General features: G+C 34.5%; 18 protein-coding genes. 8 read left to right on the top strand and 10 right to left on the bottom strand.

Annotation, left to right across the window (positions count from 1 at the left end):
- The first annotated feature begins 238 nt into the window (after positions 1 to 238).
- Together DZ60_RS0110215 and DZ60_RS24185 are read left to right on the top strand one after the other, a co-directional pair.
- Complete coding sequence (locus tag DZ60_RS0110215) at positions 239 to 3904, top strand: S8 family serine peptidase (protein WP_081740459.1); 3666 nt, start codon at positions 239 to 241, stop codon at positions 3902 to 3904.
- A gap of 293 nt (positions 3905 to 4197) precedes the next feature.
- Entirely contained in the window at positions 4198 to 7794 is a 3597-nt protein-coding gene (locus DZ60_RS24185; RefSeq protein ID WP_161634391.1) for a S8 family serine peptidase, read from the top strand.
- A gap of 468 nt (positions 7795 to 8262) precedes the next feature.
- On the opposite strand, the gene DZ60_RS0110205 is transcribed toward DZ60_RS24185, so the two are convergent.
- The 5 genes from DZ60_RS0110205 to DZ60_RS24180 all read right to left on the bottom strand — a co-directional run bounded on the left by DZ60_RS0110205 (position 8263) and on the right by DZ60_RS24180 (position 13770).
- On the bottom strand, positions 8263 to 9618 hold the full coding sequence (locus DZ60_RS0110205) for a polysaccharide lyase family 7 protein (RefSeq protein ID WP_025741975.1): 1356 nt from the start codon (positions 9616 to 9618) through the stop codon (positions 8263 to 8265).
- A gap of 335 nt (positions 9619 to 9953) precedes the next feature.
- Positions 9954 to 10667 (bottom strand): 3'-5' exonuclease, encoded by a 714-nt coding sequence (locus DZ60_RS0110200; RefSeq protein ID WP_025741974.1) that lies wholly within the window; start codon positions 10665 to 10667, stop codon positions 9954 to 9956.
- Positions 10657 to 11823: a serine hydrolase domain-containing protein gene (locus tag DZ60_RS0110195; RefSeq protein ID WP_051477623.1), complete on the bottom strand. Its 1167-nt coding sequence runs from the start codon at positions 11821 to 11823 to the stop codon at positions 10657 to 10659. The genes DZ60_RS0110200 and DZ60_RS0110195 overlap by 11 nt, the downstream gene beginning before the upstream one ends.
- A 157-nt stretch (positions 11824 to 11980) precedes the next feature.
- Positions 11981 to 12703, bottom strand: a complete 723-nt coding sequence (locus tag DZ60_RS0110190; protein ID WP_025741972.1) for a LytR/AlgR family response regulator transcription factor — start codon at positions 12701 to 12703, stop codon at positions 11981 to 11983.
- On the bottom strand, positions 12700 to 13770 hold the full coding sequence (locus DZ60_RS24180) for a sensor histidine kinase (protein WP_025741971.1): 1071 nt from the start codon (positions 13768 to 13770) through the stop codon (positions 12700 to 12702). The genes DZ60_RS0110190 and DZ60_RS24180 overlap by 4 nt, the downstream gene beginning before the upstream one ends.
- A gap of 287 nt (positions 13771 to 14057) precedes the next feature.
- Here DZ60_RS24180 and DZ60_RS22860 point away from each other — a divergent pair, with 287 nt between their 5' ends.
- The 4 genes from DZ60_RS22860 (at position 14058) to DZ60_RS25150 (ending at position 18586) form a co-directional block, all read left to right on the top strand.
- Positions 14058 to 14705: a YceI family protein gene (locus tag DZ60_RS22860; RefSeq protein WP_025741970.1), complete on the top strand. Its 648-nt coding sequence runs from the start codon at positions 14058 to 14060 to the stop codon at positions 14703 to 14705.
- Between the two features lie 199 nt (positions 14706 to 14904).
- Entirely contained in the window at positions 14905 to 17223 is a 2319-nt protein-coding gene (locus DZ60_RS0110175; RefSeq protein WP_025741969.1) for an outer membrane beta-barrel protein, read from the top strand.
- Between the two features lie 82 nt (positions 17224 to 17305).
- A complete protein-coding gene (locus tag DZ60_RS0110170; RefSeq protein ID WP_025741968.1) occupies positions 17306 to 18163 on the top strand; it encodes a DUF6503 family protein in 858 nt (285 codons plus the stop codon).
- Positions 18164 to 18439: 276 nt separating this feature from the next.
- A complete protein-coding gene (locus tag DZ60_RS25150) occupies positions 18440 to 18586 on the top strand; it encodes a hypothetical protein (RefSeq protein WP_161634390.1) in 147 nt (48 codons plus the stop codon).
- Positions 18587 to 19114: 528 nt separating this feature from the next.
- Here DZ60_RS25150 and DZ60_RS0110160 read toward each other — a convergent pair.
- Together DZ60_RS0110160 and DZ60_RS0110155 are read right to left on the bottom strand one after the other, a co-directional pair.
- On the bottom strand, positions 19115 to 19594 hold the full coding sequence (locus tag DZ60_RS0110160) for a methylated-DNA--[protein]-cysteine S-methyltransferase (protein WP_394332015.1): 480 nt from the start codon (positions 19592 to 19594) through the stop codon (positions 19115 to 19117).
- A complete protein-coding gene (locus DZ60_RS0110155) occupies positions 19591 to 20676 on the bottom strand; it encodes a CNNM domain-containing protein (protein ID WP_025741965.1) in 1086 nt (361 codons plus the stop codon). Before DZ60_RS0110155 ends, DZ60_RS0110160 begins: the two co-directional genes overlap by 4 nt.
- 356 nt (positions 20677 to 21032) lie before the next feature.
- On the opposite strand from DZ60_RS0110155, the gene DZ60_RS22855 reads away from it, so the two are divergent.
- Entirely contained in the window at positions 21033 to 21719 is a 687-nt protein-coding gene (locus DZ60_RS22855) for a lipocalin family protein (protein ID WP_025741964.1), read from the top strand.
- An 80-nt stretch (positions 21720 to 21799) separates the two neighbouring features.
- Here the strand turns inward: DZ60_RS22855 and DZ60_RS0110145 are convergent, their stop codons facing one another.
- Genes DZ60_RS0110145 through hemB form a run of 3 tightly spaced genes read right to left on the bottom strand, consistent with a single transcriptional unit; the run spans position 21800 to position 23602 of the window.
- The gene (locus tag DZ60_RS0110145) at positions 21800 to 22204 is read right to left on the bottom strand and encodes a c-type cytochrome (RefSeq protein WP_025741963.1); all 405 of its coding nucleotides are present in this window, start codon (positions 22202 to 22204) and stop codon (positions 21800 to 21802) included.
- Positions 22205 to 22221: 17 nt separating this feature from the next.
- Positions 22222 to 22608: a tellurite resistance TerB family protein gene (locus tag DZ60_RS0110140; RefSeq protein ID WP_025741962.1), complete on the bottom strand. Its 387-nt coding sequence runs from the start codon at positions 22606 to 22608 to the stop codon at positions 22222 to 22224.
- A gap of 19 nt (positions 22609 to 22627) precedes the next feature.
- Positions 22628 to 23602, bottom strand: a complete 975-nt coding sequence (gene hemB, locus DZ60_RS0110135; RefSeq protein ID WP_025741961.1) for a porphobilinogen synthase — start codon at positions 23600 to 23602, stop codon at positions 22628 to 22630.
- 293 nt (positions 23603 to 23895) lie between these two features.
- Here hemB and DZ60_RS0110130 point away from each other — a divergent pair, with 293 nt between their 5' ends.
- Complete coding sequence (locus DZ60_RS0110130; RefSeq protein ID WP_025741960.1) at positions 23896 to 24777, top strand: ABC transporter ATP-binding protein; 882 nt, start codon at positions 23896 to 23898, stop codon at positions 24775 to 24777.
- Positions 24778 to 24779: the final 2 nt, after the last annotated feature.

Below are 24779 nucleotides of genomic sequence, written 5' to 3'. Positions count from 1 at the left end.
CTATTTTTTGGTTCCAAAAAACTACGGTTATCCCGTAGTTATCACACAACTAGCCCAAATAATGAATGTATTTTCCTACATGTTAATTTTTTTAACAGGATTCTAAGAACGCATAATGCTAATTTTTTAACACTTGGTCGAAAAAACTTTTTTTATTGAAGATAATTCATCAATTTTGCCTTTTCCTTGAAAATTCTTCAAAGAAAAACAACTTAATACAAACTCAAACTCAACAAAAATGACTAAAAATTATGAAAATCCCAGTGGGGTTTGCATTTTAGGCACTATGCTTAAAAAAGTTAATAGCTTAGCATTCTTTTCCCTTTTTTTTCTAACCTCTATTACATTTGCACAGAGTCCTGCTCAAAAAGCCTCTATTCAGAGTAAGAGTAACATCTCTAAACTAAATCAACTAAAAATACAAAATACTGAAAAAGCGGCACAAAATAGAATGGCCGCATATGCTGCTGCCAAAATAAATGGGTGGCAAACCTCTATGAAAAACGCAGATGGTAGTTTTTCTCAACTTCAAAAACTAGCCATTGATGGTAAAACACCAATATATTACACCACATACAATGTGGATGCTGCTGAGTCTACCAGAACGGATCATATAAACTCAGGAGGATCTTTAGGATTATCTCTTGATGGGCAAAACATGACTGCTCACGTTTGGGATGGGGGTCATGCCTTAGCATCTCACCAAGAATATGATGGTGCCGGTGGTAGTAATCGTGTTACTATTCAAGATGCTTCCTCAGAAGGAGGAACTCAACTTAATTTTCATGCCGGGCACGTAACAGGAACCATTTGTGCATCAGGAGTACAAGCTGCTGCTAAAGGAATGGCTTCTCAAGCAAAAGTGAATGGATATATGTGGAATGACGATATTGCTGAAGGAACTGCTGCTGCTGCTAATGGAATGATTATTTCCAATCACTCATATGGATATAATAGTTCTGCACTAACTAATTTCCCTCTTTATTTCGGTGGATATATCGAAGACTCAAGAGCTTGGGATGAAGTAATGTACAATGCACCGTACTACCTTATGGTAATGGCTGCAGGAAATGATGGAAACAACAACGGGTATAATTCAAACCCATTAGATGGCAACTCTTCTTATGATAAATTAACAGGTCATACCTGTTCTAAAAATGGTTTAGCTGTTGCTAATGCCAATGATGCAAATATAGATTCTAACGGAAATCTGGTTTCTGTAACTATTAATAGCTCAAGTAGTGAAGGACCAACAGATGATTACCGTATCAAACCAGATATTACTGGAAACGGAACAGGTGTTTATTCAACCTATGTAAGTGGCACAAGTGCATACGCAAGTATCACAGGAACATCAATGGCATCACCAAATGTTACGGGTTCTTTATTATTACTTCAACAACACTACTCTAATCTAAATGGTAACTTAATGAGAGCTGCAACTCTAAAAGGTGTAGCACTTCATACAGCAGATGATGCTGGTTCCTCAGGACCTGATGCTGTATTCGGTTGGGGATTACTAAATGCAAAAGCTGCTGCAGAAACAATTTCTAATGCAGGAAGTGAATCAAAAATTGAAGAACTTACATTGGCAAATGGGCAATCATATACTATCACAGTAGATTCTGATGGAGTAAGTCCTTTATTAGCATCTATATCTTGGACAGACCCTGCAGGAACTGTTAGAACTACAGTAAACGACAATACTCCTGTATTAGTTAATGATCTAGACATTACCGTTTCGAACGGATCAACAACGTACAGACCTTATAGATTAACAGGTATCACAACCAACGGAACTGGTGATAATACCGTTGATCCTTATGAAAGAGTCGATGTTGCTAACGCATCTGGTACCTATACGATTACAGTAACGCATAAAGGGTCTCTTTCTAGTGGTTCTCAAAATTACTCTCTTATCGTAACAGGATTAACAGGAACTCCAGTAGTTTGTAACGCAACTACTCCTACAGGAATCGGATCATCAAGTGTTACTTATGATAGCGCTACCATTGGTTGGGACGCAGTTCCTTCAGCTTCTTATGAATTGAGATACAGAGTAAGCGGAACATCTAGCTGGACTACAGAAGCAGTTTCTGGAAATTCATATACAATCTCTGGATTATCAGCTACTACAACATACGAAACGCAAGTAAGAAGTATTTGTTCAGATGGTTCTACTTCTTCATATAGCAGCAGTATTACATTTACAACTCCAGAGTTTAGTCTGACCTATTGCGATTCAAGCGGAAATAGCATTGCAGATGAATATATTAGTAATGTCTCTCTTGGATCAATTAACAATACTACTGGTGCAACAAGCGGATATAGTGACTATACATCAATATCCACAGGTTTAGGAAGTGGAGACTCTTATACAATATCTATTACACCAACCTGGACAGGAACAACGTATAGCGAAGGATATGCTGTTTGGATCGATTATAACCAAAATGGAAGTTTTGATGATTCGGGTGAATTGGTTTGGAGCAATAGTGCTACACAAACAACACCTGTAAGTGGTTCATTTACTGTACCAACGAGTGCCGCTGATGGTGCAACCAGAATGCGTGTTTCTATGAAGTACAATGCAATCCCAACTTCTTGTGAAACTTTTGATTATGGAGAAGTAGAGGACTATACCGTTATTATCGGTGGTAGTACAGCTGATACTGAAGCCCCTACGGTTCCGACCGGATTGTCTTCTTCGAATATAACAGACACTTCTGTAACTATATCCTGGAATGCGTCTAGTGATAATGTAGCCGTTACAGGGTATGATGTATACCAAGGAAGCACTCTATTAGGAGAAACCTCAGGAACTTCTGCAAACATTACTAGCCTTTCAGAAGGGACTACATATCAGTTTAGTGTAAAAGCAAAAGATGCAGCAGGAAATGAATCTGGTTTTAGTAGTGCTATTAGCGTTACAACAACAGGAGGAGGAACAGGGTCTGGATGTACAACTGGTATTTCTTCTTTCCCATATAATCAAGGATTTGAAAATACACTTGGAAACTGGACACAATCATCAAGTGATGACATAGACTGGACAGTTAACTCTGGCACAACACCTTCTAGTTCTACAGGACCATCTTCTGCAACCGAAGGCACCTACTATTTATATGTAGAAGCTTCTGTAAACGGAACAGGATATCCTGATGCCCAAGCAATTCTTACTTCTCCATGTTTTGACTTATCAAATTTATCTGAAGCTACTTTCTCTTTCGGATACCACATGTATGGTGATACTGATATGGGAACTTTTACTGTAGAGGCAAGTACTGATGAAGGAGCAAACTGGTCAAGTGTATGGAGTCAAAGTGGAAATCAAGGCAACTCTTGGTTAACCGCAGATATCAATCTTTCGGCATATGCTGGAGGAAGCGTACAACTTAGATTTAATAGAATTACTGGTTCTACTTGGCAAGCAGATATTGCTATCGATGATATCTCAATATCAGAATCAGGAGATGGCGGATCCACAGACATATGCGAAGGCATAGATGAATGGAGTAGCAGTATTAGTTATTCTGTAGGAGATCAAGTAACTTATAATGGATTCCTTTACGAAAGAACAGCGACCGGATGGACAAACTTAGGTGAATGCGGAACGACTAACTCACTTTCTTTTGCAACTCTTGCAACATCAAATGAGGCTATAGCTCCACCAATTGCAGCATTAAAAAGTACAGAATTTAAAATTTTCCCAGTTCCTTTAAAAGGTGCTAATCTTACCGTAGAGATTGAAAAATCTGGAGAAAAAACATATTCTATACTGAATATTTTAGGACAAACAGTAGCAAAAGGAACATTCATAGATACTATAAATGTACAAGAGCTAGAAGCAGGATCTTATATCCTAAAGATAGATAACGCTTCAAAACAGTTTATCAAGCTATAATTTAGAGTCTTCAAAAATATTTTTTTTAGCAAAAAACCCTCTGCGATTTATAGTCACAGAGGGTTTTTTATATACCATCATTCCTCAATTCAAAAAAACAAACAACATTTCTTAACACTAAAACGTTGTTTTCTTCTTACAAAGATTACTGTTTTACCGTACATAAACCGGTAATATCCCTTTTCATACACTTCATCGAATTTTTTTTTTGAACCAAAAAAAATTCATCACCTTTGCGGCCCTTCCCCACAAATTTTTCACAAAAGTAAAATACGAACTCAGAATCAATGAGAATGGAAAAAAATTACCCAAACCCAACGGGGGCATTTGACTTTATGCTTAAAAAGTTACTAAAACTCAACTTCCTTAATCTCTTTACCATATGTATGGTATCGACCTTTACATTTGCCCAAAATACAGAGCAAAAATCATTAATTAAGTCGAGAAGTAACCTCTCAAAATTAAATCAACTCGAAGCTCAATATTTTCAAAAAGCTACCAAAGAAAAAGGTATTGCCGAAGAAACAGCAAAAAAAAACGGCGTACCAACATCCATACAATTAGAAGACGGTAGTTTTGCGCAATTACAGCAGTTAGCCACTGATGGAGAAAGCTTTTTGTATTACAAAACATTTAATACAGATGCCGCAGTATCAACAAGGACAAATTTTCTGAATTCTGGAGGCATCCTTGGGTTATCTCTTGATGGACAGGATATGACAGCACATGTTTGGGATGGCGGACACGCGAGAGTAACTCACCAAGAATATGATGGACCAGGTGGAAACGATCGAGTTACAATAAAAGATACCAACACAGAAGGAGGATTACAATTACATTACCACGCAGCTCATGTAACAGGAACCATTGCCGCATCTGGCGTCATTGCTACAGCAAAAGGAATGGCCCCTCAATCAAAAGTCAATGCCTATATGTGGAATAACGATGTATCTGAAGCAACTATTGCAGCAGCTGACGGCATGCTACTCTCGAATCATTCCTACGGGTATTATAGTCTTTACGTTCCTGATCAATATTTTGGTGCCTATATTCAAAATTCAAAAAATTGGGACGAAGTAATGTATAATGCGCCATATTATCTTATGGTAGTTGCAGCAGGAAATGACGGAACTTCTAACTATAATGATAACCCATTAGAAGGAAACTCATTTTATGATAAATTAACCGGACATGCAGTTTCTAAAAATAACCTAGTTATTGCTAATGCCCAAGATGCAAGTATAGACAATGAAGGAAACCTTATTTCTGTATCAATAGCCAGTTCTAGTAGTCAAGGACCAACAGATGATTACCGTATTAAACCAGATATAGCTGGTAATGGAACGTATGTATATTCTACTTATGACGATAGCGACACAGCATATGCAAGTATTACTGGTACTTCTATGGCCTCTCCCAATGTTACTGGTAGCTTACTATTATTACAACAACATTACGAAAATATTCATGGAGATTTTATGAGAGCCGCTACCTTAAAAGGTCTTGCACTTCATACAGCAGATGATGCGGGAGTTCCTGGGCCCGATCCCATATTCGGTTGGGGATTACTTAATGCAAAGTCTGCAGCAGAAACCATAACAACTAACAATAGTGAATCTTTAGTAGAAGAATTAGTACTAACCAATGGACAATCATTTTCCTTTACAGTAGATTCTGATGGAATTAACCCCTTATTAGCATCTATTTCCTGGACAGATCCTGCAGGTGCTGTAAATACAGAAACAAATTCATCAACTCCAGCATTAGTAAATGACTTAGATATCACAGTAAGCAATGGCACAACCACTTATAAACCTTATAAACTAACCAGTCTTACTACAATAGAAACAGGAGACAATGCAGTAGATCCTTTCGAAAGAGTTGATATTGCAAATGCTTCTGGCACCTACACGATAACAGTCACACATAAAGGATCACTTTTTAATGAACTCCAAAATTACTCCTTAGTTGTTACAGGGCTATCTGTAGTGTGTGAAGAAGCTATAACCCCATCAGATATTAGCATAGCAAATGTTGACTATAACGAAGCCACTGTCAACTGGACACGGGTGTCTGGAGCCTCCTACGAACTGAGATATCGTCAGATTGGTACTAGTGAATGGACAAATAAAAAAGCAAACTCAAATTACTACACTATTTCTGAATTATTAGACGAAACCTCTTATGAGTTACAAGTAAAAAGTGCATGTGATGATACTACAGTATCTGCCTACAGCAACTCTATAACATTTACAACAACAGAACTAACCTATACCTATTGTAGTTCAAAAGGTGAAATCACATCTGATGAGTATATTGGTAATGTACATTTGGGTGAAATTAATAATACATCAGGGGCAGAAAATGGATATAGTGATTTTACAGAGCTATCGACTCATTTGACTCCAGGAAACACCAATACAATTTCTATCACCCCAGTATGGACAAATTCAACTTTTAACGAAGCATACGCCGTGTGGATTGACTATAACCAAAATGGAAGTTTTGACGATTCTGGAGAATTGGTATGGAGTCAAGCCCCCTCAATAGATTCTCCTGCAACAGGAACTTTTATTGTACCAGATACAGCAAAAAAATGCCAAACAAGAATGCGGGTTTCCATGAAGTATGGAGGGATTCCTGGTTCTTGTGAAACTTTTAATTTTGGAGAAGTAGAAGATTATACTGTAATCATTGATCCCGATACTGAGGCGCCAACAGCACCCACAGAACTAACTGTATCTGATATTACCAAAACAGCTGCCACCATATCATGGCAACCATCAAATGACAACCAAGAAGTTACCAAATACGAGGTCTATCAGGAAAATACGCTGTTATTTAAAACCAAACAGACCTCTATTACTATTTCTTCATTAACAGAAAATACGAAATACTCTTTTAATGTAAGGGCAAAAGATGCATGTGGCAATGAATCAGATTTTAGCGGTATTTCTGTAATCACTACATCAGACAACCAATGTTCATTTATAGTCACTTCTTTTCCTTATAATCAAGGATTCGAAGATACTTTCGGAAATTGGGAACAACCCTTTGCAGACAACCAAGACTGGGTTATAAATACAAATGGAACTCCAACTTTTTCTACAGGTCCTTCTAATGCATCTGAAGGTGCATATTATATCTATGCAGAGGCATCAAATAATCCTTCAAATCCAGATCAAACTTTATTAACCTCGCCATGTTTTGATTTGTCTAAGTTATCAAGTGCAGGGGTTTTTAATTTTAATTATCATATGTATGGGGCAGATACTTTGGGCAGCTTAGTATTAGAAATAAGTACGGATCAAGGAGTCAACTGGACCAATATATGGGAAGCCAATGGAAATCAAGGATCTTCATGGTTAGAGGCTAAAATTAATCTGGATTCTTATACCGGAAAAAGCATAAAACTAAGATTCAATAGAATTACCAATGCAACGGACCTTGCTGACATAGCTATAGATAACATCTCATTGTATGGATTTGAAAACATTTGCCAAAATGCTATTAAATTTGACAATCTAGCATATTATACTCCAGGCGATATTGTAATATATGAAGGGCATGCTTTTGAGAGAACCGCAACAGAGTGGGCATATCTTGGCTCATGTACTGCCGAAAGAATTGCAGGAATAGATCCCCAAGCACCTCCTTTTAATGATTCATTATATAGTGAGGCACTAACAATATTCCCTGTACCAGCAGTAGATAATAATATATATGTACAAAGCCCTAAATCTGGTGTACAAGACTATCATATTTTTAATCTTATAGGACAACTTGTAGATAGCGGGGTATTTATAAATAGTATTGATGTTCAAGAATTAAAGACAGGAATCTATATACTAACTGTTAATAAAGAAAGTAAGAGATTTATAAAACAATAAAACAAATAAGGGGACCTGGATAGTAATTCAGGTTCTCATTTATACTTTATAATAGCAAAAGCTATGCAGCAATAGTAAATCTTAAAATTACCCTTCTAAAAACGTAGTCTATATATCGTGTTCTTGTTGATTACACTAGTGTTTTACTTAAATAAAATAGGTAAACCAGGTGACAAATTCGAAGTATTTTTACACAAGGTATCATTTTGCAGAGATATATTATTCGTAAAAAATTATACTATATCTCCTAAATGATAAAAGTACGAAGTGAAATCGAAATAATGAATAATTAGTAGTACACAGTATTTAGTCGAAAGTAAAAAAATACTTCACGAAAAGGAATTAACTATACATTTATAAGATTAAAAAACGAGGTAAAATCTGGATTTTACCTCGTTTTATATACTATCAACCATCTATATACAAAGCGCCATCTAACAACACCTTATAAAAGAAATGGTCCAATTTCTAATTGTTAGTTCCTGACACCTCTAATCTGCTAAATCTCACTTCTCCGTAGGCATCTGCTTGCTCATCAGCTACTCCATTCTTCTCAGAATAAATAGATGACTGAGTGTAACATCCTGCTTTAAAATATCCATGAGAATAATCACTATCATAACTATAGTTCCAAGAATCTCCACTTGATGTATTATCTAATTCTATAGTAATTCTACCATCATTAACGTACATTCTGGCTTCAACGGTATCTCCTAAACTATAATCCATGATATCATTATCTGTATCATCCTCATTAATGGTAACATGCATGCCTGAATTACCATCCTGGCGATATTCTAATCTAAAGGCTTCTTCTGTACCACTGGTATTATTACTGTCATTACCTTTTATCTGTAGTACACACACCTCTTCTTTTTCATTTGGTAAATGTGTAATTCTAAAAGTAGCATTTAATTCATGTGCATCTTCAAACTCCCATAAATCATCACCACCGTTAGGGGTTTCTCTTAATTCGCTTCTTGGGTATGATCCAGAGCTAGTAAGTGCTCCTGCACAATGAGCTCTAAAAACAACTTCGTTACCATCTGCAAAGAAGTAATAAGCATACGGGCTTGAAGGAGTATATCCCACCAAGTTATCGATTTCATAACTCTTTTTATAATCATCATCTAGGTCGTTCCAAGAAATATTTCTATTATCATCACCGCTACTGTCTAAAGGAAGATTAATTTTAAAATACTGCAACGCAGGCAAAACATCTGAAGGATCAGTACCTCCTGGAGGAGTAACATTTCCGTCACCAGTACCCCAAACTTCTATTTCGTTAACACTGTTCCAATTATTATTACTCTGACTATTTCCTTTGAAAACCAATCTCAAGTATCTCGTATCAGAGTTTACCAAATCAAATATTTCAAGTGATTCAGTATTTCCACTACTTGTTTTGCTATTAATTTTTGTCCAGGAACTAGAACTTCCTTTATAAACATCAAAACTATTTGTTCTATCATCACCTTTGTGGAAAGCAATTTTGATATAATCTACCGCATTTGTTTCCCCAAGATCAATGATGAAATCTACTGCGGTACCCGAACCAGACCATCTGGTACCAGGGTTACCGTCAATGGCATTTGAAGCAGGATTAGCACTTTGTTGTGTAGAAGCCGATACTCCCGAAATACTAAGATTTACCGATTTGGATGATAATTTTGAAGTGGCTAAAGTTTCTTCTTCCGCTTCCGAAAATTCTTCAGTCGCACAACTGAAAATAAAAGCCGACAACAAGATCATGGTTAAGATTCTGCTCATCTGTTTTGTTGTAGTGTAATGAGCTCTACCTCTTTGTGTTTTTAAATTTTTCATGTTAATTAGTGTTTAAATGTGTTAAAAAAGCGAGTAATTCACAAAAAACTGGTCAACCAATTGTTGATTTATCAAAAATAACGATTTAATAACTTTAATTATTAGTCTATCATAAAAACACCTAAATAATTACCATAATATTTACATTTTAACACTTATTATGTTAAAATAATTATTTACTTAACAGTTATGGCGTGAATTTTTGAATTTTTCACAGCACTTAAGGACCTTAATTTTTACAATTTGGTTACGTTTTCGAAAAAAAAACTCCTAAACACTAATCTCTTTTGTTAAAAATCACTTTTAGAACTTATGTAGTAAAGTAAAGGGAAAGATTATACCGAAATTATCTCATTATCTTCCAATAATTCCTCTTGTCGCAGACGAAGTAAAATCTGAGCAACCGCTACTGTATCTTTTTCACAGTAAATAATGATTCGATCAATATCATTTTTCTCATAATAAACATCTCTGACTTGACTTCCATCAATATCATCTTTGGGAGAGGGTATTCCCAAAATACGGGTCAACAGTTTAAGAGATGTATAATGTTTATAATCTCCGAATTTCCAGAGGTCCAATGTATCCAAATGCGCTATCTCCCAAGGTTTTTTACCAAAAAGATCTAATTTATTGGGTAACGAAATCCCATGAATAATCATTCTTCGTGCGATATAGGGAAAATCAAACTCTTTGCCATTGTGTGCACAAAGTAGATGTTGTGGTGTATTAAAATGTGTGTTGAGTAAATTTTTAAAGTCAAGTAGTAATTGTTTCTCATCGCCATAAAAGGATGTTGTCCTAAAAGATCTAGTTTCTCCTTTGTATGTAAAATACCCTACAGAAATACAGACTATTTTGCCAAATTCTGCCCATATTCCTGCGCGATCATAAAACTCCTCAGCAGAAAATTCATCCTTGCGCTGGTACTTCGTTTTATCAGCCCATAAATATTTCATTTCTTCACTTAGATCATCAAAACCTCTCTGCTCGGGAACAGTTTCTATATCCAAAAACAAAATATGCTCAAGCTGCAACCTATGAAGCATTCTCTAACATTTTATATGCTTCTTCTATATAGATATAAAAGTCCTCTGTAAAAGAAGCTCCATTTAAAAATTCACCACGACTATGACCTAGCCTAACGATAATAATATTGTCTTCTGGGATACATATTACGTATTGTCCCAAAATACCTCTCATAGCAAATATTCGCTTATCCATATGATTAGATAACCAAAAACCATAGCCATACATGGGGCCATCATCGAATCTTGGTTTTGTTGCTAATTCCACAAATTCTTCTGGTAGTATCTGCTCTCCGGCGAAGTTTCCTTTGTTTTTGAACAACATTCCGAAACGCCCAAAATCCCTTGCGTTACTAGCAATACAGCAATAGGCTTTTTCCATACCACTTTCTTCGCTATCTAATTGCCACAACGCATCTTGCTCCATACCTAAAGGTTTCCAGAAACTTGTACTTAGATATGATGACAGGCGTTGCTTGGTCGCTTTTTCTATTACCATCGCTAGTAGTTGTGTATTACCACTAAGATATTTATACTGTTGTCCGGGTTCCTCAACCATATCGAGACCTAATATTACATCTCTAATATTAGGATCGTAATATGCTCTTGCAGTGATCGAAAATGGACTGGTATAGTGTTCTGTCCAGTCAAGCCCAGAGGCCATTGAAGATAGATCTCCGACTGTCATTTTTGCTCCATATCCTTTAGAAAATTCAGGGAAAAAATCTGCTACAGGTTGGTCAAGACTTTTAATATGACCATCCATGATTGCTTTTCCTAAAAGAGCCGTAACCACACTTTTTGCCATCGAAAAAGAATTAGTTTTAGATTCGGCGCTAAAGCCCTCCTCATAATTCTCATACCAAATACTGTCATTCTTTACAATCATATAAGCAACCGTACCTAATTTTTCATTGGTAGCGTTCAACCTCTCTGTACTTTGTACAGTATTATAATCTGTATGAATTGGCCAAGCAATTGTAGCATTTCCTTTTTGTACGGTTCGATTATCAAAATGAGGATAATCATCTATATATGCCGTTTTATGACCTGTCATATATACAACTCGAACGCCTTTTAATATATAATCATAATCAAAAACATATAGCAACGCTATACATATTAAGATACTACTAAAAATAGCTTTTAGAAAAAATTTGAGTAGTCGTTTTATCATCTAATTCTGGGTTTGTGGTGGTGGTTTATTAGCTTAAGAAAAAGAGTATATAATTCTATTGCTAATGTATGAAAATTAATTTGTCTTAAACCTAAGTTATCCCTCTTTAGATTCACGTCAAAATATAAAAAAATAGGATTAAAAAGAATATGTACCCTTAAGAATCAGAAGTTTTTATAGAGACCTTTGCATAAAAATTTTCTCTATAACTGCCTCCTATCGGTATTTCTAATTGACCTATTTCTACATCATTTTTGGTGTAGGCAGTAATTTTATCGACATTTACAATATAGGAACGATGTACTCTAACAAAACGTGTATCTAACTTTTTTTCAAAAGATGAAATACTAGATTTCAGCATCAAGTTTTCTTGTATCAAATGCACTTTTATGTAATCTTTTAAGCTTTCGATATACAGCACCTCATCAAAAAAAAATTTAATTTGCTTCTTCCCTTTACCTACAAAAAGAAATTTTCTTTTTTCTGGTATAGGTTGATCAATAATAGAAATCTCTTTTTCTTGTTCTTGTTGAGACAAAAATTTCTGAATTCCTTTAAAAAACCTTTCAAAAACAATAGGCTTTAGTAAATAATCAATTGCATCTAACTCAAACCCATCGACAGCATAATCTCTATAAGCGGTAGTAAATATCACTTGAGGTTTATTATGTAGGTTTTTAAAAAAATCAGTCCCTTTGAGTACCGGCATTTCTATATCCAAAAAAAGTAAATCAATTTTATTTTTTTGCAGTATCGTACTTGCTTCGATAGCACTAGCACAGGAAGCTACTAGATTAAAATCTGGCAACTGCACCAAATATGTTTCTAATAATTCTCTTGCCAACGGCTCATCATCTACGATTATACATTGATATTTCATATGGTCTGTATCCTTAAATCTACGGTATAAAAATGTTCGTCTTCTTGTATATCTAATTCATGAGCATCAGGATATAACAAATTTAGTTGTTGTTTTACATTTTGCAGTCCAATACCATGCGTATTCGTAGTCACTGTTTGAACTTGATTAGGTATTGTATTTTTAATCTGAAAAACAACACAGTTCTCATTTTGTATTATTTTGATCCATATTTTTGCAGTATTTATCTCTTGAACCACTCCATGCTTAAAAGCATTTTCTATAAAGGTAAGCAATAGCAAAGGGGCTATTTTTACAGGATTGACAATTTGTTTATCAAAAACTATATGCACCCTATCACTATAACGTACCTCTTCTAGGGTTAAATAATTTTCTATTAATTCTACTTCCTTTTCTAGTGCAACAAAGGTATCATCACACCGATACAACATATAATCGAGAATATCTGATAGTTTTGCTATGACAGAAGCTGTTTGATCTGATTTTTTTAGTGCTAAAGCATATAGATTGTTAAGTGTATTAAATAAAAAGTGTGGGTTTAATTGATTTTTTAATGCACTAAGTTCTGCCGTCTTCTTTTGTTCATTTCGTTTTAGTAACTGCTGCTGATTTCTATAAAATTTTAAGGCGAGTAATAAAAAAGTCGGAGTCAATAAAAATAAGGATACATTTATAAATTCAGGAAAATGAGAAACACGTCCCCATAATGATGTATCGCTAAAACGCTTTAAATAATTGACATATGTAGAAGGATATGTAGGCTCTAGGTAATGAATTCGTATCAAGTTACAGAAGATATACATTAGTGCCAACAATAATATCATTGCGATAACAAAAACCCCTTTCTTATTCTTATTCAAAAAAACGGGCACAAACACAAAAACACATAAAGACGCTGTAATACACTGAAAAATAGTACGTATCGTATATGTCTCAAAAAGCTCTCTGGTACTCGAATAATGAGAACTAGATGAACCCGCAGAAAAAAGAAATACCAAAACCCAAAAGAATATAAACCCGGTAACCGGTGTGTATAAATAGGAATACAATCTATGTAATCTCTGCATAATGATCAATACTATTGTTACCTGCTAACTTTTACAGTTAATATATTAAGAAACTCTTCTTTGAGCACTTTATATTACTGTAAAACTACAACTCTTATTAGACAGAATAAGATAAAGTCGATAAAACCTTGTTTTGAGTAGACATACAATATGCTAACGCAGACTAAACTGTATAATCATATAAAATAAATTTCTATACGCGCTAACTCGCTCTCTATCTACTTTTTAAAAAAGGCATCCATATCCCCCATACTTTTGACAAAAGATTAATTAAAAACATTAAAGTTATGTTACAAAATATTAAAACGTCGTCAAAAACCATCATATTCAATCGTTCTAAAATTTATTTTCTAAAATTTATATTATTACTACTATTTTATACTGCTTCTACTACTACAAATGCACAACAAAAAGAGTGGGAAATAGACAATGCACATTCAAAAATTGGATTCGAAATATCATATTTCAAGATTAGTACTATCAAAGGAACTTTTGACCAATACGAAGCTACGTTGCTCTCTAATAGCGAAGACCTTATCGATGCTTCTATAAATATAAAAATCAAAGCAGCATCAATCAACACCAATCAATCAAGTAGAGACAAGCATTTGCGAGGTACAGATTTTTTTGATGTAGAAAAATATCCCGAAATCACATTTTACAGTACAACCTTTACAAAAACTACAATTGATAATCAATACCACATTAAGGGTCAATTTACAATGGGTGGTATTACCCAAAACATCATTTTGAATGCACTCTATAAAGGAAGTTTTATGCACCCGAGATTTAAAGAATTAAAACATGTATTCGAAATTACAGGAAGTATTCCTAGAGAAGAACATAATATTGGAATTAACTACCCTCCCGCCGCCATGGCTCTAGGAAAAGATGTTCAATTAATCGCAGAAATTCAATTTTCTGAAAAGAAATAAAAACTATTCCATCCTACTTCTTGCGCAAAACTTGTACGAAACTATTCAATTTATAAAATGAAGCGATTTCGCACAATGGTTTCATATGTATAGCTAGCATCCTCTTTAATAAAATATTATGACCTGTAGACTATCCTTATTTTTGATCATATCATTATACCTTTTTGTTTCTAAAGTCAGAGGACAAACAGAAATAAAAATGAATATATTTTCCGGCAGCATTACTGGAGTTGTTATTGACAAAAGCAATAAAAATCCTATCTCTGATGCAACGATCATCCTAAAGTCAAAAACGAAAAAGGAAATCATCAAAGGAGGTATCACTAACGAAATGGGAATTTTTAAGTTAACTAATATTAAAGAAGGCGTATTTATTCTTGAAATTCAATTGATCGGATACGCTACTTTTGAGAGGACAATTACGCTTTCGCGGAAGCAAAACCATTTTGACGTAGGAATAGTTTCTTTGGGAGAAGAAGCCCTGACACTAGAAGGAGTAACAATCATTTCTGAACAATCATCTATTGAACAAAAAACGGATCGCAAAGTAATTACAATAGGAAAAGACCTCGCCACTTCGGGCACCACTGCTTCTGATATTATGGTTAACCTACCATCTGTAGATGTCGATCAAAACGGAACCGTATCACTAAGAGGAAATCAAAATGTTAGGGTGCTCATTGATGGAAAATTAACAAATGTAGATGCAGGTCAGATGCTACAACAAATCCCGTCTACTTCGATAAAAAAAATAGAACTCATTACCAATCCCTCAGCAAAATACAATCCCGACGGTATGAGCGGTCTCATTAACATCATACTTCATAAAAACACAAAAATGGGGACTAATGGATCCCTTACCACGGGGTTAACGATAGGAAAAAATGCCCGATTTAATAGTGCGCTTGACCTTAACCATAGAAAAGGAAAGTTTACCCTATATGGCAACTACGCGAACATGATCGGAAAAAGTATTATCGAGGGTGAAATAGTAAGACCTGATGATAATTCTAATGAGTTTTGGCAATCTTTGGGAAATAGTAAATCCAACGTTTTCAAAATTGGATTAGACTATGTAATAAATCAAAAAAATACGATAACCCTATATACTAACCAGAGACTTTACAACACCAATATTTTGGCTGATACCGATATTGTTTTCGAGAACCCTATTACTAATTTTGGTCAAGGATACAGTAATATTAGAGACAATAACACAGCTACCTATAATGTTGGTTACAAGCACCTCTTCTCAAAAACTAATCACATATTAGAATTAGATGCAGACTTCGAAACTTTTACGGGCACCGATCTCGCCGATTTTATTTTCTACAATCCCGATACAACTACACTATCTAATGATGACATATATAGAGACCGAACCAATAAAACGATACATCTTGACTACACAAATCCAATCTCTACCACGGGAACGTTAGAAATGGGAGTCCAATCAAGGTCACAGAATATTAACACAGGCTATATGACCACCAACATAAACTTGTATAACGCTACTTATGAATATGATCGTACTATTTACAGTACATACGCCAATTTTAGTCAAAACCTAAAAAAATGGTCCTATCAGATTGGTGTACGTCTCGAATATTATGAAGCACTAGGAGAATTCTATCAAAAAGAAGCTATTGCAAATACTTTTGAAGATAATATCTTTAGTACATACCCGTCTGCATTTCTTCGATATACTCCTAATGAAGAAGATAAGAAAGATACCTACCAAATAAATTTTAGCCGTCGAGTTGATCGACCTGGACTTGATCAAATCAATCCGATACGCACTTGGGCATCTCCACGAATTACCAATGTTGGTAATCCAAACTTGATTCCGCAATTTACAAACTCTATTGAGTTTAACTATAGTAGAAAATTAAGAAAAGGAAGTTTTACTACGGCTATCTTCTTTAGAAAAATAACAGATGAGATTACACGCTTTGCATTCGAAGACCCACTAGACAATTCGAAAATCTTGTTTTCATACAATAATTATGAAGACAATACTGCTACGGGGTTCGAAATATCAGGCAATTACAAGCCTACATCTTGGTGGAGTTTTAATGGCAGCTTCGATATCTACAGCCAAACACAAAAAGGTGTTGACAATGATGTATTAGTTACGGTCAATACACTATTATATAACTTAAAAATGAATCATACCATTAAGGCAACAAAAGCCTTAACATTTCAGATCGTTGGGCTATATCGAGGTCCTAATAAAAACCTACAATATGAAACCAAAGAAACGTACTTCATTAGTGTAGGGGCTCGTTATCGTTTTCTTGACGGGAAAGCCAATTTTAGCATTAATATGAATGATATTTTTTATACACGACAATTTGCTTTTGAAGCCACAAGCCCCTTACGACAGGATGGTATTTTTAAGTTTGATAGTCGCACTCTTTTTCTGGGATTATCATACGGTTTTGGAAGCACTAAGGACAAACCACTAAAAAGAAAAAAACGAGATACAAACGAGAAAAAAGGAAGTGGATTTTTATAGCCCCAGAATTCGCACATCGTCTATTTGACCAACTTTATACAACAGAAAATCCAAAGAAAATAATTAATAAAAATACAGTATTATGAAAAACGGTTTCAAAATATTCATTTGTGTTATAACACTTACTTCTTGTATACAGCACCAAAATAAAAGTCAGACGAAAAGCTTAGAAAAAACAACAATATCACAAGAAATAGATACAGACTCAATAGCCGCAAAGCGTATCATCTCAAAAATGGTTAATAAAGTCGGAACCATGCAAAAATTAAGAGATCTAAAAAATGTTGAATACACATATACCTTCAGAATGCCAGAAAAAGGGATAGAAGATATTTCTAAAGAACGGTATATATTTGACGGAGAACTATCATGGGCCCAATATAATACCCATCAGATATATGTTTTTCCTTCACAAAAAGGAACCGTTATTCAAGGTTTTGATGGCCACACCTCTTGGACAACTCTTGGGGGTATATCGATTACAGATCCAGAAGCAGTTAATCGCTCAGAATTTCTAAGAAAAACTAATTTCTATTGGTTTACAATGATGTCAAAACTATTAGATACAGGACTAAAATATGAATTGCTAGAAGATCGTATACTAAATGGTATTACATACAAAATAGTAAAGATCACATTCGAAGAAAATATCGGCGACGTTCAGGATGATTATGTGCTATATGTAAATCCCCAAACCCACTTAGTTGATCAATTTTTATTTACTGTTAGAGAAGGAGGTTTTATGGACCCTCTTTTAATGAATATAGAATACGATATAGTTAATGGTATCTATATTATGGCAAAAAGATCAGTTACCAGAGCAGATTGGAATGGAAACAAAAAAGGAGAAGCATTCATTGAGCAGGTCTCCGAAAATATACTATTTACTACTAATATTGATCATTCTCTTTTTAAGGCACCCGTCTACACAACCAAATAATATCGATTCTCATTTAATTTTTTAAAAAAATGTAAGATGTAAAGTATTCGAACGTCTAAGTTATAGGAATACAATAATAGCAACTGTGGGGATACTGTTGTGTACGTGTATGAAGGACGTAAAAAATAGGACTATACATATGCAAATGTTAAAGTATTGTGTATTTCATCGAATATATGTGTTTTTTAACGATGTAATACAAAAAATGTCTTTATATTTGAAATGTTATTCTTTCACAGTATAACACACATTAATCTAACTCCAAATAAAATTGTTATGAAAAAGAATCTTATGAATACCAGAAACAATCAAGTAAAAGTAGCTAAACTAAAAGGAAATGCTCTTGAGAACGGAATTGTAGTTTTTATAGGTCTGTTATTATGTACTAATTTTTTAATTAGTCTTAAGATTTTATTTAGTTAGAGAAAAAATAGCCCCCAAATTTACCCCAAAATATAAATAATGCCCCAAAATTAAATTGATAATTTCCCCCTTATCGAACGAAAAACCTGCAAAGTACACCTTTGCAGGTTTTTTATTTTAGTTTATGTCGAATCTCAGTGCCAATATATCTATTCAATATCTTAAAAAAACGATTCAAGTACTTCGCGAAGTTGGAGTTTTTATTAAATTTATTCTGAACCAGAGGACCCTAAGGAAAGAAAGCACTGTTTTTCTTTATTATAAGCTTTCTGCAGTTTCTATATTATTTAGACGCTTTTGAAAAAGTGTTAATACTACTATCTAAAATGTTCTCAGAACTCTCTAAATTGGGTAAGATCGTCAACACCTATAATGCATTATTGATGGCAGAAGAAATAAGTAAGGCTAAGAATTGATAACAGAAAACGGTAACCGAACCCAATTTATCTGTTCTAACCATCGAACTTAGGGTACTCGTTAGTAACTTTTTATATTCCTTTTTTTTTAAAAAAAGTCTTAGAATTCTATTTAAAACAAGGATTGTTGCTTTGCGGAGCTTTCATGATCTAGTAACCATTTTTTCCTCCATAAACCACCAGCATATCCTGTCAAAGAACCATCACTACCGATTACTCTATGACAGGGAACAATGATCCATAACGGATTTTTTCCATTTGCGGTAGCTGCAGCTCGTATGGACTTTGGGTCTCCTAATCTTTTGGCAATATCAAGGTAAGAAACTGTTTTACCAAAAGGTATCTTTACTAATTCTGCCCAAACTTTTTTCTGAAAATCAGTGCCTGGCGGATTTATAGAAAGTTCAAAAACTGTTCGTTCTCCTCTGAAATATTCTTGTAATTGAGATACCGCATCTTGCAAATATATAGGAATTGTGGTCGTAATCTTATCTGCTCCCATGTCTGCGACAGAAACCCTAGAAATACCATTTTCATCTCCTACAATAGTTGCTGTTCCTAATGGCGTTTCTATGTAAACGGATTCAATCATTCTCCCTCACCTTCTTCTAATATACCGAGTCTTCTTGCTCTATGTTCCCAATTCTTACGAGCCAAATCCTGCATATTCGTATCGGTGTCACTCTCGTCAACAATTTCTAAACCTAGCAAAGTTTCTATTACGTCTTCCATAGTAACCAACCCGCTTATCGATCCATATTCATCAACTACTAATGCCAAATGCTCTTGCTGCTCCACAAACTTTTCGAATAAATCGGGAACCGCTATATTGCGATCTATTACTATTATCGGTCTTTTTAAGTCTCCTAATTTCTTTTGGTGATTATCTTCTGCCATTTCCTTATACACCTCATCTTTAAGAACATACCCTGTGATATTATCAGGTTTATCTGTAAAGAGCGGTATTCTCGAAAATCGTAATTTCTTATTGGCCTCAAAAAAATCAGCAACACTTTGATCTTCTTTTTCAATTTTTAAAACACTTCTTGGTGTCATAATGTTTTTGGCCAAAATTGCCTTAAAATTCAGAAGGTTCTTTATTACCTTAGATTCTGAAGCTTCAAAAACACCTTCTTCTTGTGCGATATCAGTCATGGCCGTAAAATCTTCTCTGCTCAAAACAGATCCATGATGTCCTTTACCTCCTATTAATTTTGTAGTTAGTCTTAGTAGCCATAGAATCCCGGTATACTTTAATGGTGCAATTAGGAATATTAATGCTTTAGAAGTAAAATTTCCTAATTGTTTCCAATAGGTAGCTCCTATGGTTTTAGGAATAATCTCTGATACCACTAAGATTAATAAGGTCATAATTGCAGAAACAATCCCTACAACATTAATCCCAAACATTTCAAATTTATATGGTAACTGCTCTGCCTGAACCCCTACCAAAATGGCTCCCACTGTATGGGCTATAGTATTAAGTGTAAGAATGGCGATCAAAGGTTGATCTACGTCTTTTTTTAACTCTTCTAATGTGTTTGCGTATGGTTTTTTTTCTTTTTTCTTTAGATTAATATAAGTTGGTGTAACGCTTAGTAGCACTGCCTCAAGTATCGAGCATAAAAACGAAAAGAATATTGACAATACGGCGTAAATAATTAATAAGGTCATTTTGAAATTTTATGTGGGACTAAAATACGGATTTTAGGATGCATTTCTGAAAGAATGAAAAGAATAATATATACTTTTATTTTTTTGATACATCGACCCTATCCTTTTTGTATCCTACGAATACATCTCGCAACTTTGGTTGTCTTGCCGGTACTACAAAATCACAATTACTAAGAATAACTCATTATTATTTCTTTTTTTAATTAAAAAAATGATTTTATGCAACTAAATGAGTTAAAAAATTATGTTATTGTCATGTTATTATTACACAATAATCTTGCTGCGTCCATTTGTTTTTTGCAAAATCCTAGTACATTTGAGAGGTAATTATTTATTAACAAACTCAACAAAAATTAATGAAACACACACAAATCTGGTCGGTATTGGCCATTGGTATTATTTGCTTATTTAGCGTTTCTTGTGAAAACGAAAACGATAGCATCGAATCTCTTTCTCAAAATGAATTAACGGCTACAATAAATGGTTTTGATGATTTGATTAAAGAAGCCTTAGAAAAAGAACCCATAGTAACTTCTAAGACTTTTGGGCCTGTCGAAACAGTAGACCACGTAGACTTAAGTCGTTACCCAGGTCGTTGGTATGAGATTGCTAGTTTTCCAAATTTTTTTAGTCAAAATTGCAACTGTACTACTGCTGATTATACCTCTATAGAAGGCGGAGTTAGCGTATTTAATAATTGTATTTTGGCAACGACAGGAAATACAAGTTCTATTAATGGTACTGCTCTTGTTGCAGATACTACAAGCAATGCAAAATTTGACTTATTTCTTGGGCCTGTCTCATCAGACTATTGGATTATTGATTTGGTATCTTTTAATAATGAAACACCTTACGATTTTTCTGTAGTTAGTGGTCCTAGCAGAGAAACACTATTTATTCTTAGCCGTACTCCTCGTATTGAAACTTTCAAACAAAAAATTGCGGTTGTGGGGATCTTAATCAACCTTATTAAGCAAGGATATGACATAAGAAATCTAGTAGCTACAGAACAATATTCTGATTGCGAATATCCTGAATTATAAAAAACACCTATTTTCAAAAGGTTTTAAAAAATTGATGTTTCAAAAAAACCGGATCTCATCAAGAGATTCGGTTTTTGAACTCATTTTGTGTCAGGAGCACTTCCGATTTCTTCCATATATATTTTTAGTGCTTCTAATTCTTCTAAAGTGAAGTTCTTTATTAATGCAAAATTAGTTTTCATTACCGCATAATTTTCTGGATCTACTATTGGATCAGCTTCCTGTTTTAAAAATGCGATTAAATCTGCATTTTGGTCGTTATATATCTTTACAATATCTACTACTGATGGGCCTATTGATTTTTTATTAGTTTTATGGCAAGTGTAACATTTCCCTTTGGTATTAAATATTTTTTTTCCTAAATCAACAGGGGCTATTTCCTTCTTTTCTGTGCCAATAGTGATTTCTTCTTTTTCCTTCTTTTCGGATTGACAACTAACCAAGAATATGCCTATTCCTGCCAAAAACATACATATATTTCGCATTTTATAACAAATTAGGATTAATTATATTTTTCTTTAATTTTTTCGATATCACTTTTAAACCGTTGTAATAAATCCTTAGAGAAATTGGTAATTACTTTTTTTTCATTGTCATGCACTCCATCACTTGCTTCGGCAACTTTGGTGAGGGCAAAAATCATAAAATCATACTCGTGATCTGGTCCATGGTCAGAAAATACTTCGATGACCTTTTTATAAAGGGTTTCAATATCGGTACTATGCTCATTTTCGTAATCGAATGACCATTTTATTTCTTCCCCTCTAGGATGTGATTTTAGTATTTCTTCTAATACATTAATCTCTTCCTTATTGATAACCCCGTCACTCATTGCAATTACGTACAATAATTCTCCAAATGTTTGATACAACCTATCTTTACTTACCATACGAGTGATTTTTATGATCTTAACTCAAAAGCTTAATTACATCTTTAGCAAAATAACTGGCAATTATATGGGCTCCTGCCCTCTTAAAAGCCATAATCTGTTCTAGCATCACGGCATCATGATCTAACCATCCTTTTTCTGCAGCAGCCTTGAGCATCGCATATTCTCCGCTTACCTGATATACTGCAACTGGTACATCGACGGCATCTCTTACATCCCTTACGAGATCTAGATAACATAACCCGGGTTTTACCATCACAATATCTGCTCCCTCCTCTATATCGATGAGTGTTTCTTTAATGGCTTCATCTCGATTTGCAAAATCCATTTGATATGTCTTCTTATCCCCAAACCCCGGTGCAGAATCTAGCGCATCTCTAAACGGACCATAAAATGCAGAAGCGTACTTGGCACTATAACTCATAATACCTGTATTCTTATAATTCTCTTTTTCTAAAAGTTCTCTAATTGCCAAGACCCTACCGTCCATCATATCGCTTGGTGCAACAAAATCTGCTCCGGCTTGTGCATGAGATAATGACATTTGTGCCAATACATCGCAAGTTTGATCATTTACAATATACCCGTTCTCAACAATACCATCATGACCATACGATGAGAATGGGTCTAAAGCAACATCTGTCATTACCAGCATCTCAGGACTCGCCTCTTTGACTGTTTTGATCGCACGCTGCATAAGTCCATCAGGATTTAATGCTTCTGTTCCTTTATTATCCTTGAGATTATCGGGTACTTTTACAAAAAGCAGAACCGATTTAACACCCAGAGACCAAAGTTCTTTTACTTCTTTAACCAATAAATCTAAGCTGTATCTGTAATACCCCGGCATAGACATAATTTCTTCTTTTATCCCTTTGCCTTCTACTACAAAAAGTGGCACCAAAAAATCATTTGGTGTAATGGTATGTTCTCTCACTAACGAACGAATAGCTTCATTCGTTCTTAATCTTCTATTTCTACGAAGTTGTTGCATTACTGATTTATAAAATTTTATAATCGTAAAGATACTCATATATCTATTATTGACATATCCTTTTTCGGCACTTTAAGGTTGCAATTGTGGGAATAAAAAGTAAAATTGACTTCTATCCTAAAGCGATATTCTATTTTTAGTTTTTTACTACACCTAGAGTGTGTCGTTCTATATTTTGTATTTATAAAGAGTACCATTTATATCATATAGTTTTTTTTCTTTGTTTTGGTGTAACGAATTATTAACATTCTGTACTAACATTAAAAAACAATTAATCGGCAAATTCTAAACATATGCTTATAATAAAGGACCTTAACAAAACATACCCAAATGGTACTCAAGCCTTGAATACTGTAAATCTAACACTAGAAAATGGTATGTTTGGTCTCTTAGGCCCTAATGGCGCGGGAAAATCTACATTAATGAGAACAATTGCAAGCCTACAGCTTGCTGATTCGGGGAGTATCGAATTTGATGGTATTAATGTATTTAAACAACCCGAAGAGTTAAGGAAAATATTGGGCTATCTCCCTCAGGATTTTGGTGTTTACCCAAAAGTATCTGCAGAAATGATGCTTAATCACATTGCCAAAGTAAAGGGAATACATAATGCAGCCGAGAGAAAAGGATATGTCGCTGATTTATTAAATAAGGTAAACTTATATAAAGTAAGAAACCGAAACTTGGGAGATTACTCTGGGGGTATGCGACAACGTTTTGGTATCGCTCAAGCCTTAATTGGCAATCCCAAACTTATTATTGTTGATGAACCTACGGCAGGATTAGACCCTCTCGAACGTAATCGTTTTCATAATTTACTAAGTGAACTTGGTGAAAATGCAGTGGTTATTCTTAGCACCCATATTGTCGATGATGTGACGAATTTATGTCAAAATATGGCTGTTTTTAATGAGGGTAAAATTTTGGTGCAAGGACATCCCCAAGAATTATCAGATAGATTGAATGGAACTATTTATAGAAAACATATCCAAAAATCAGAACTAGCGCAGTATGAAAAAGACTATACAGTGCTTACCAATTACTTGAGAGGAGGAAAATTAAATATCAATATTCATAGTACCAGTAATCCAGGAGAAGGGTTTGAATTAATGACTAATAACCTCGAAGATTTTTACTTCTACAGCATTGGTCAAAAACAAAATCAAGAGGCATAACT

The organism is Aquimarina pacifica, assembly GCF_000520955.1.
Taxonomy (GTDB): Bacteria; Bacteroidota; Bacteroidia; order Flavobacteriales; family Flavobacteriaceae; genus Aquimarina; species Aquimarina pacifica.
The sequence above is the reverse complement of the archived record's forward strand: the minus strand, read 5'-3'. Positions and strand labels throughout refer to the sequence as shown.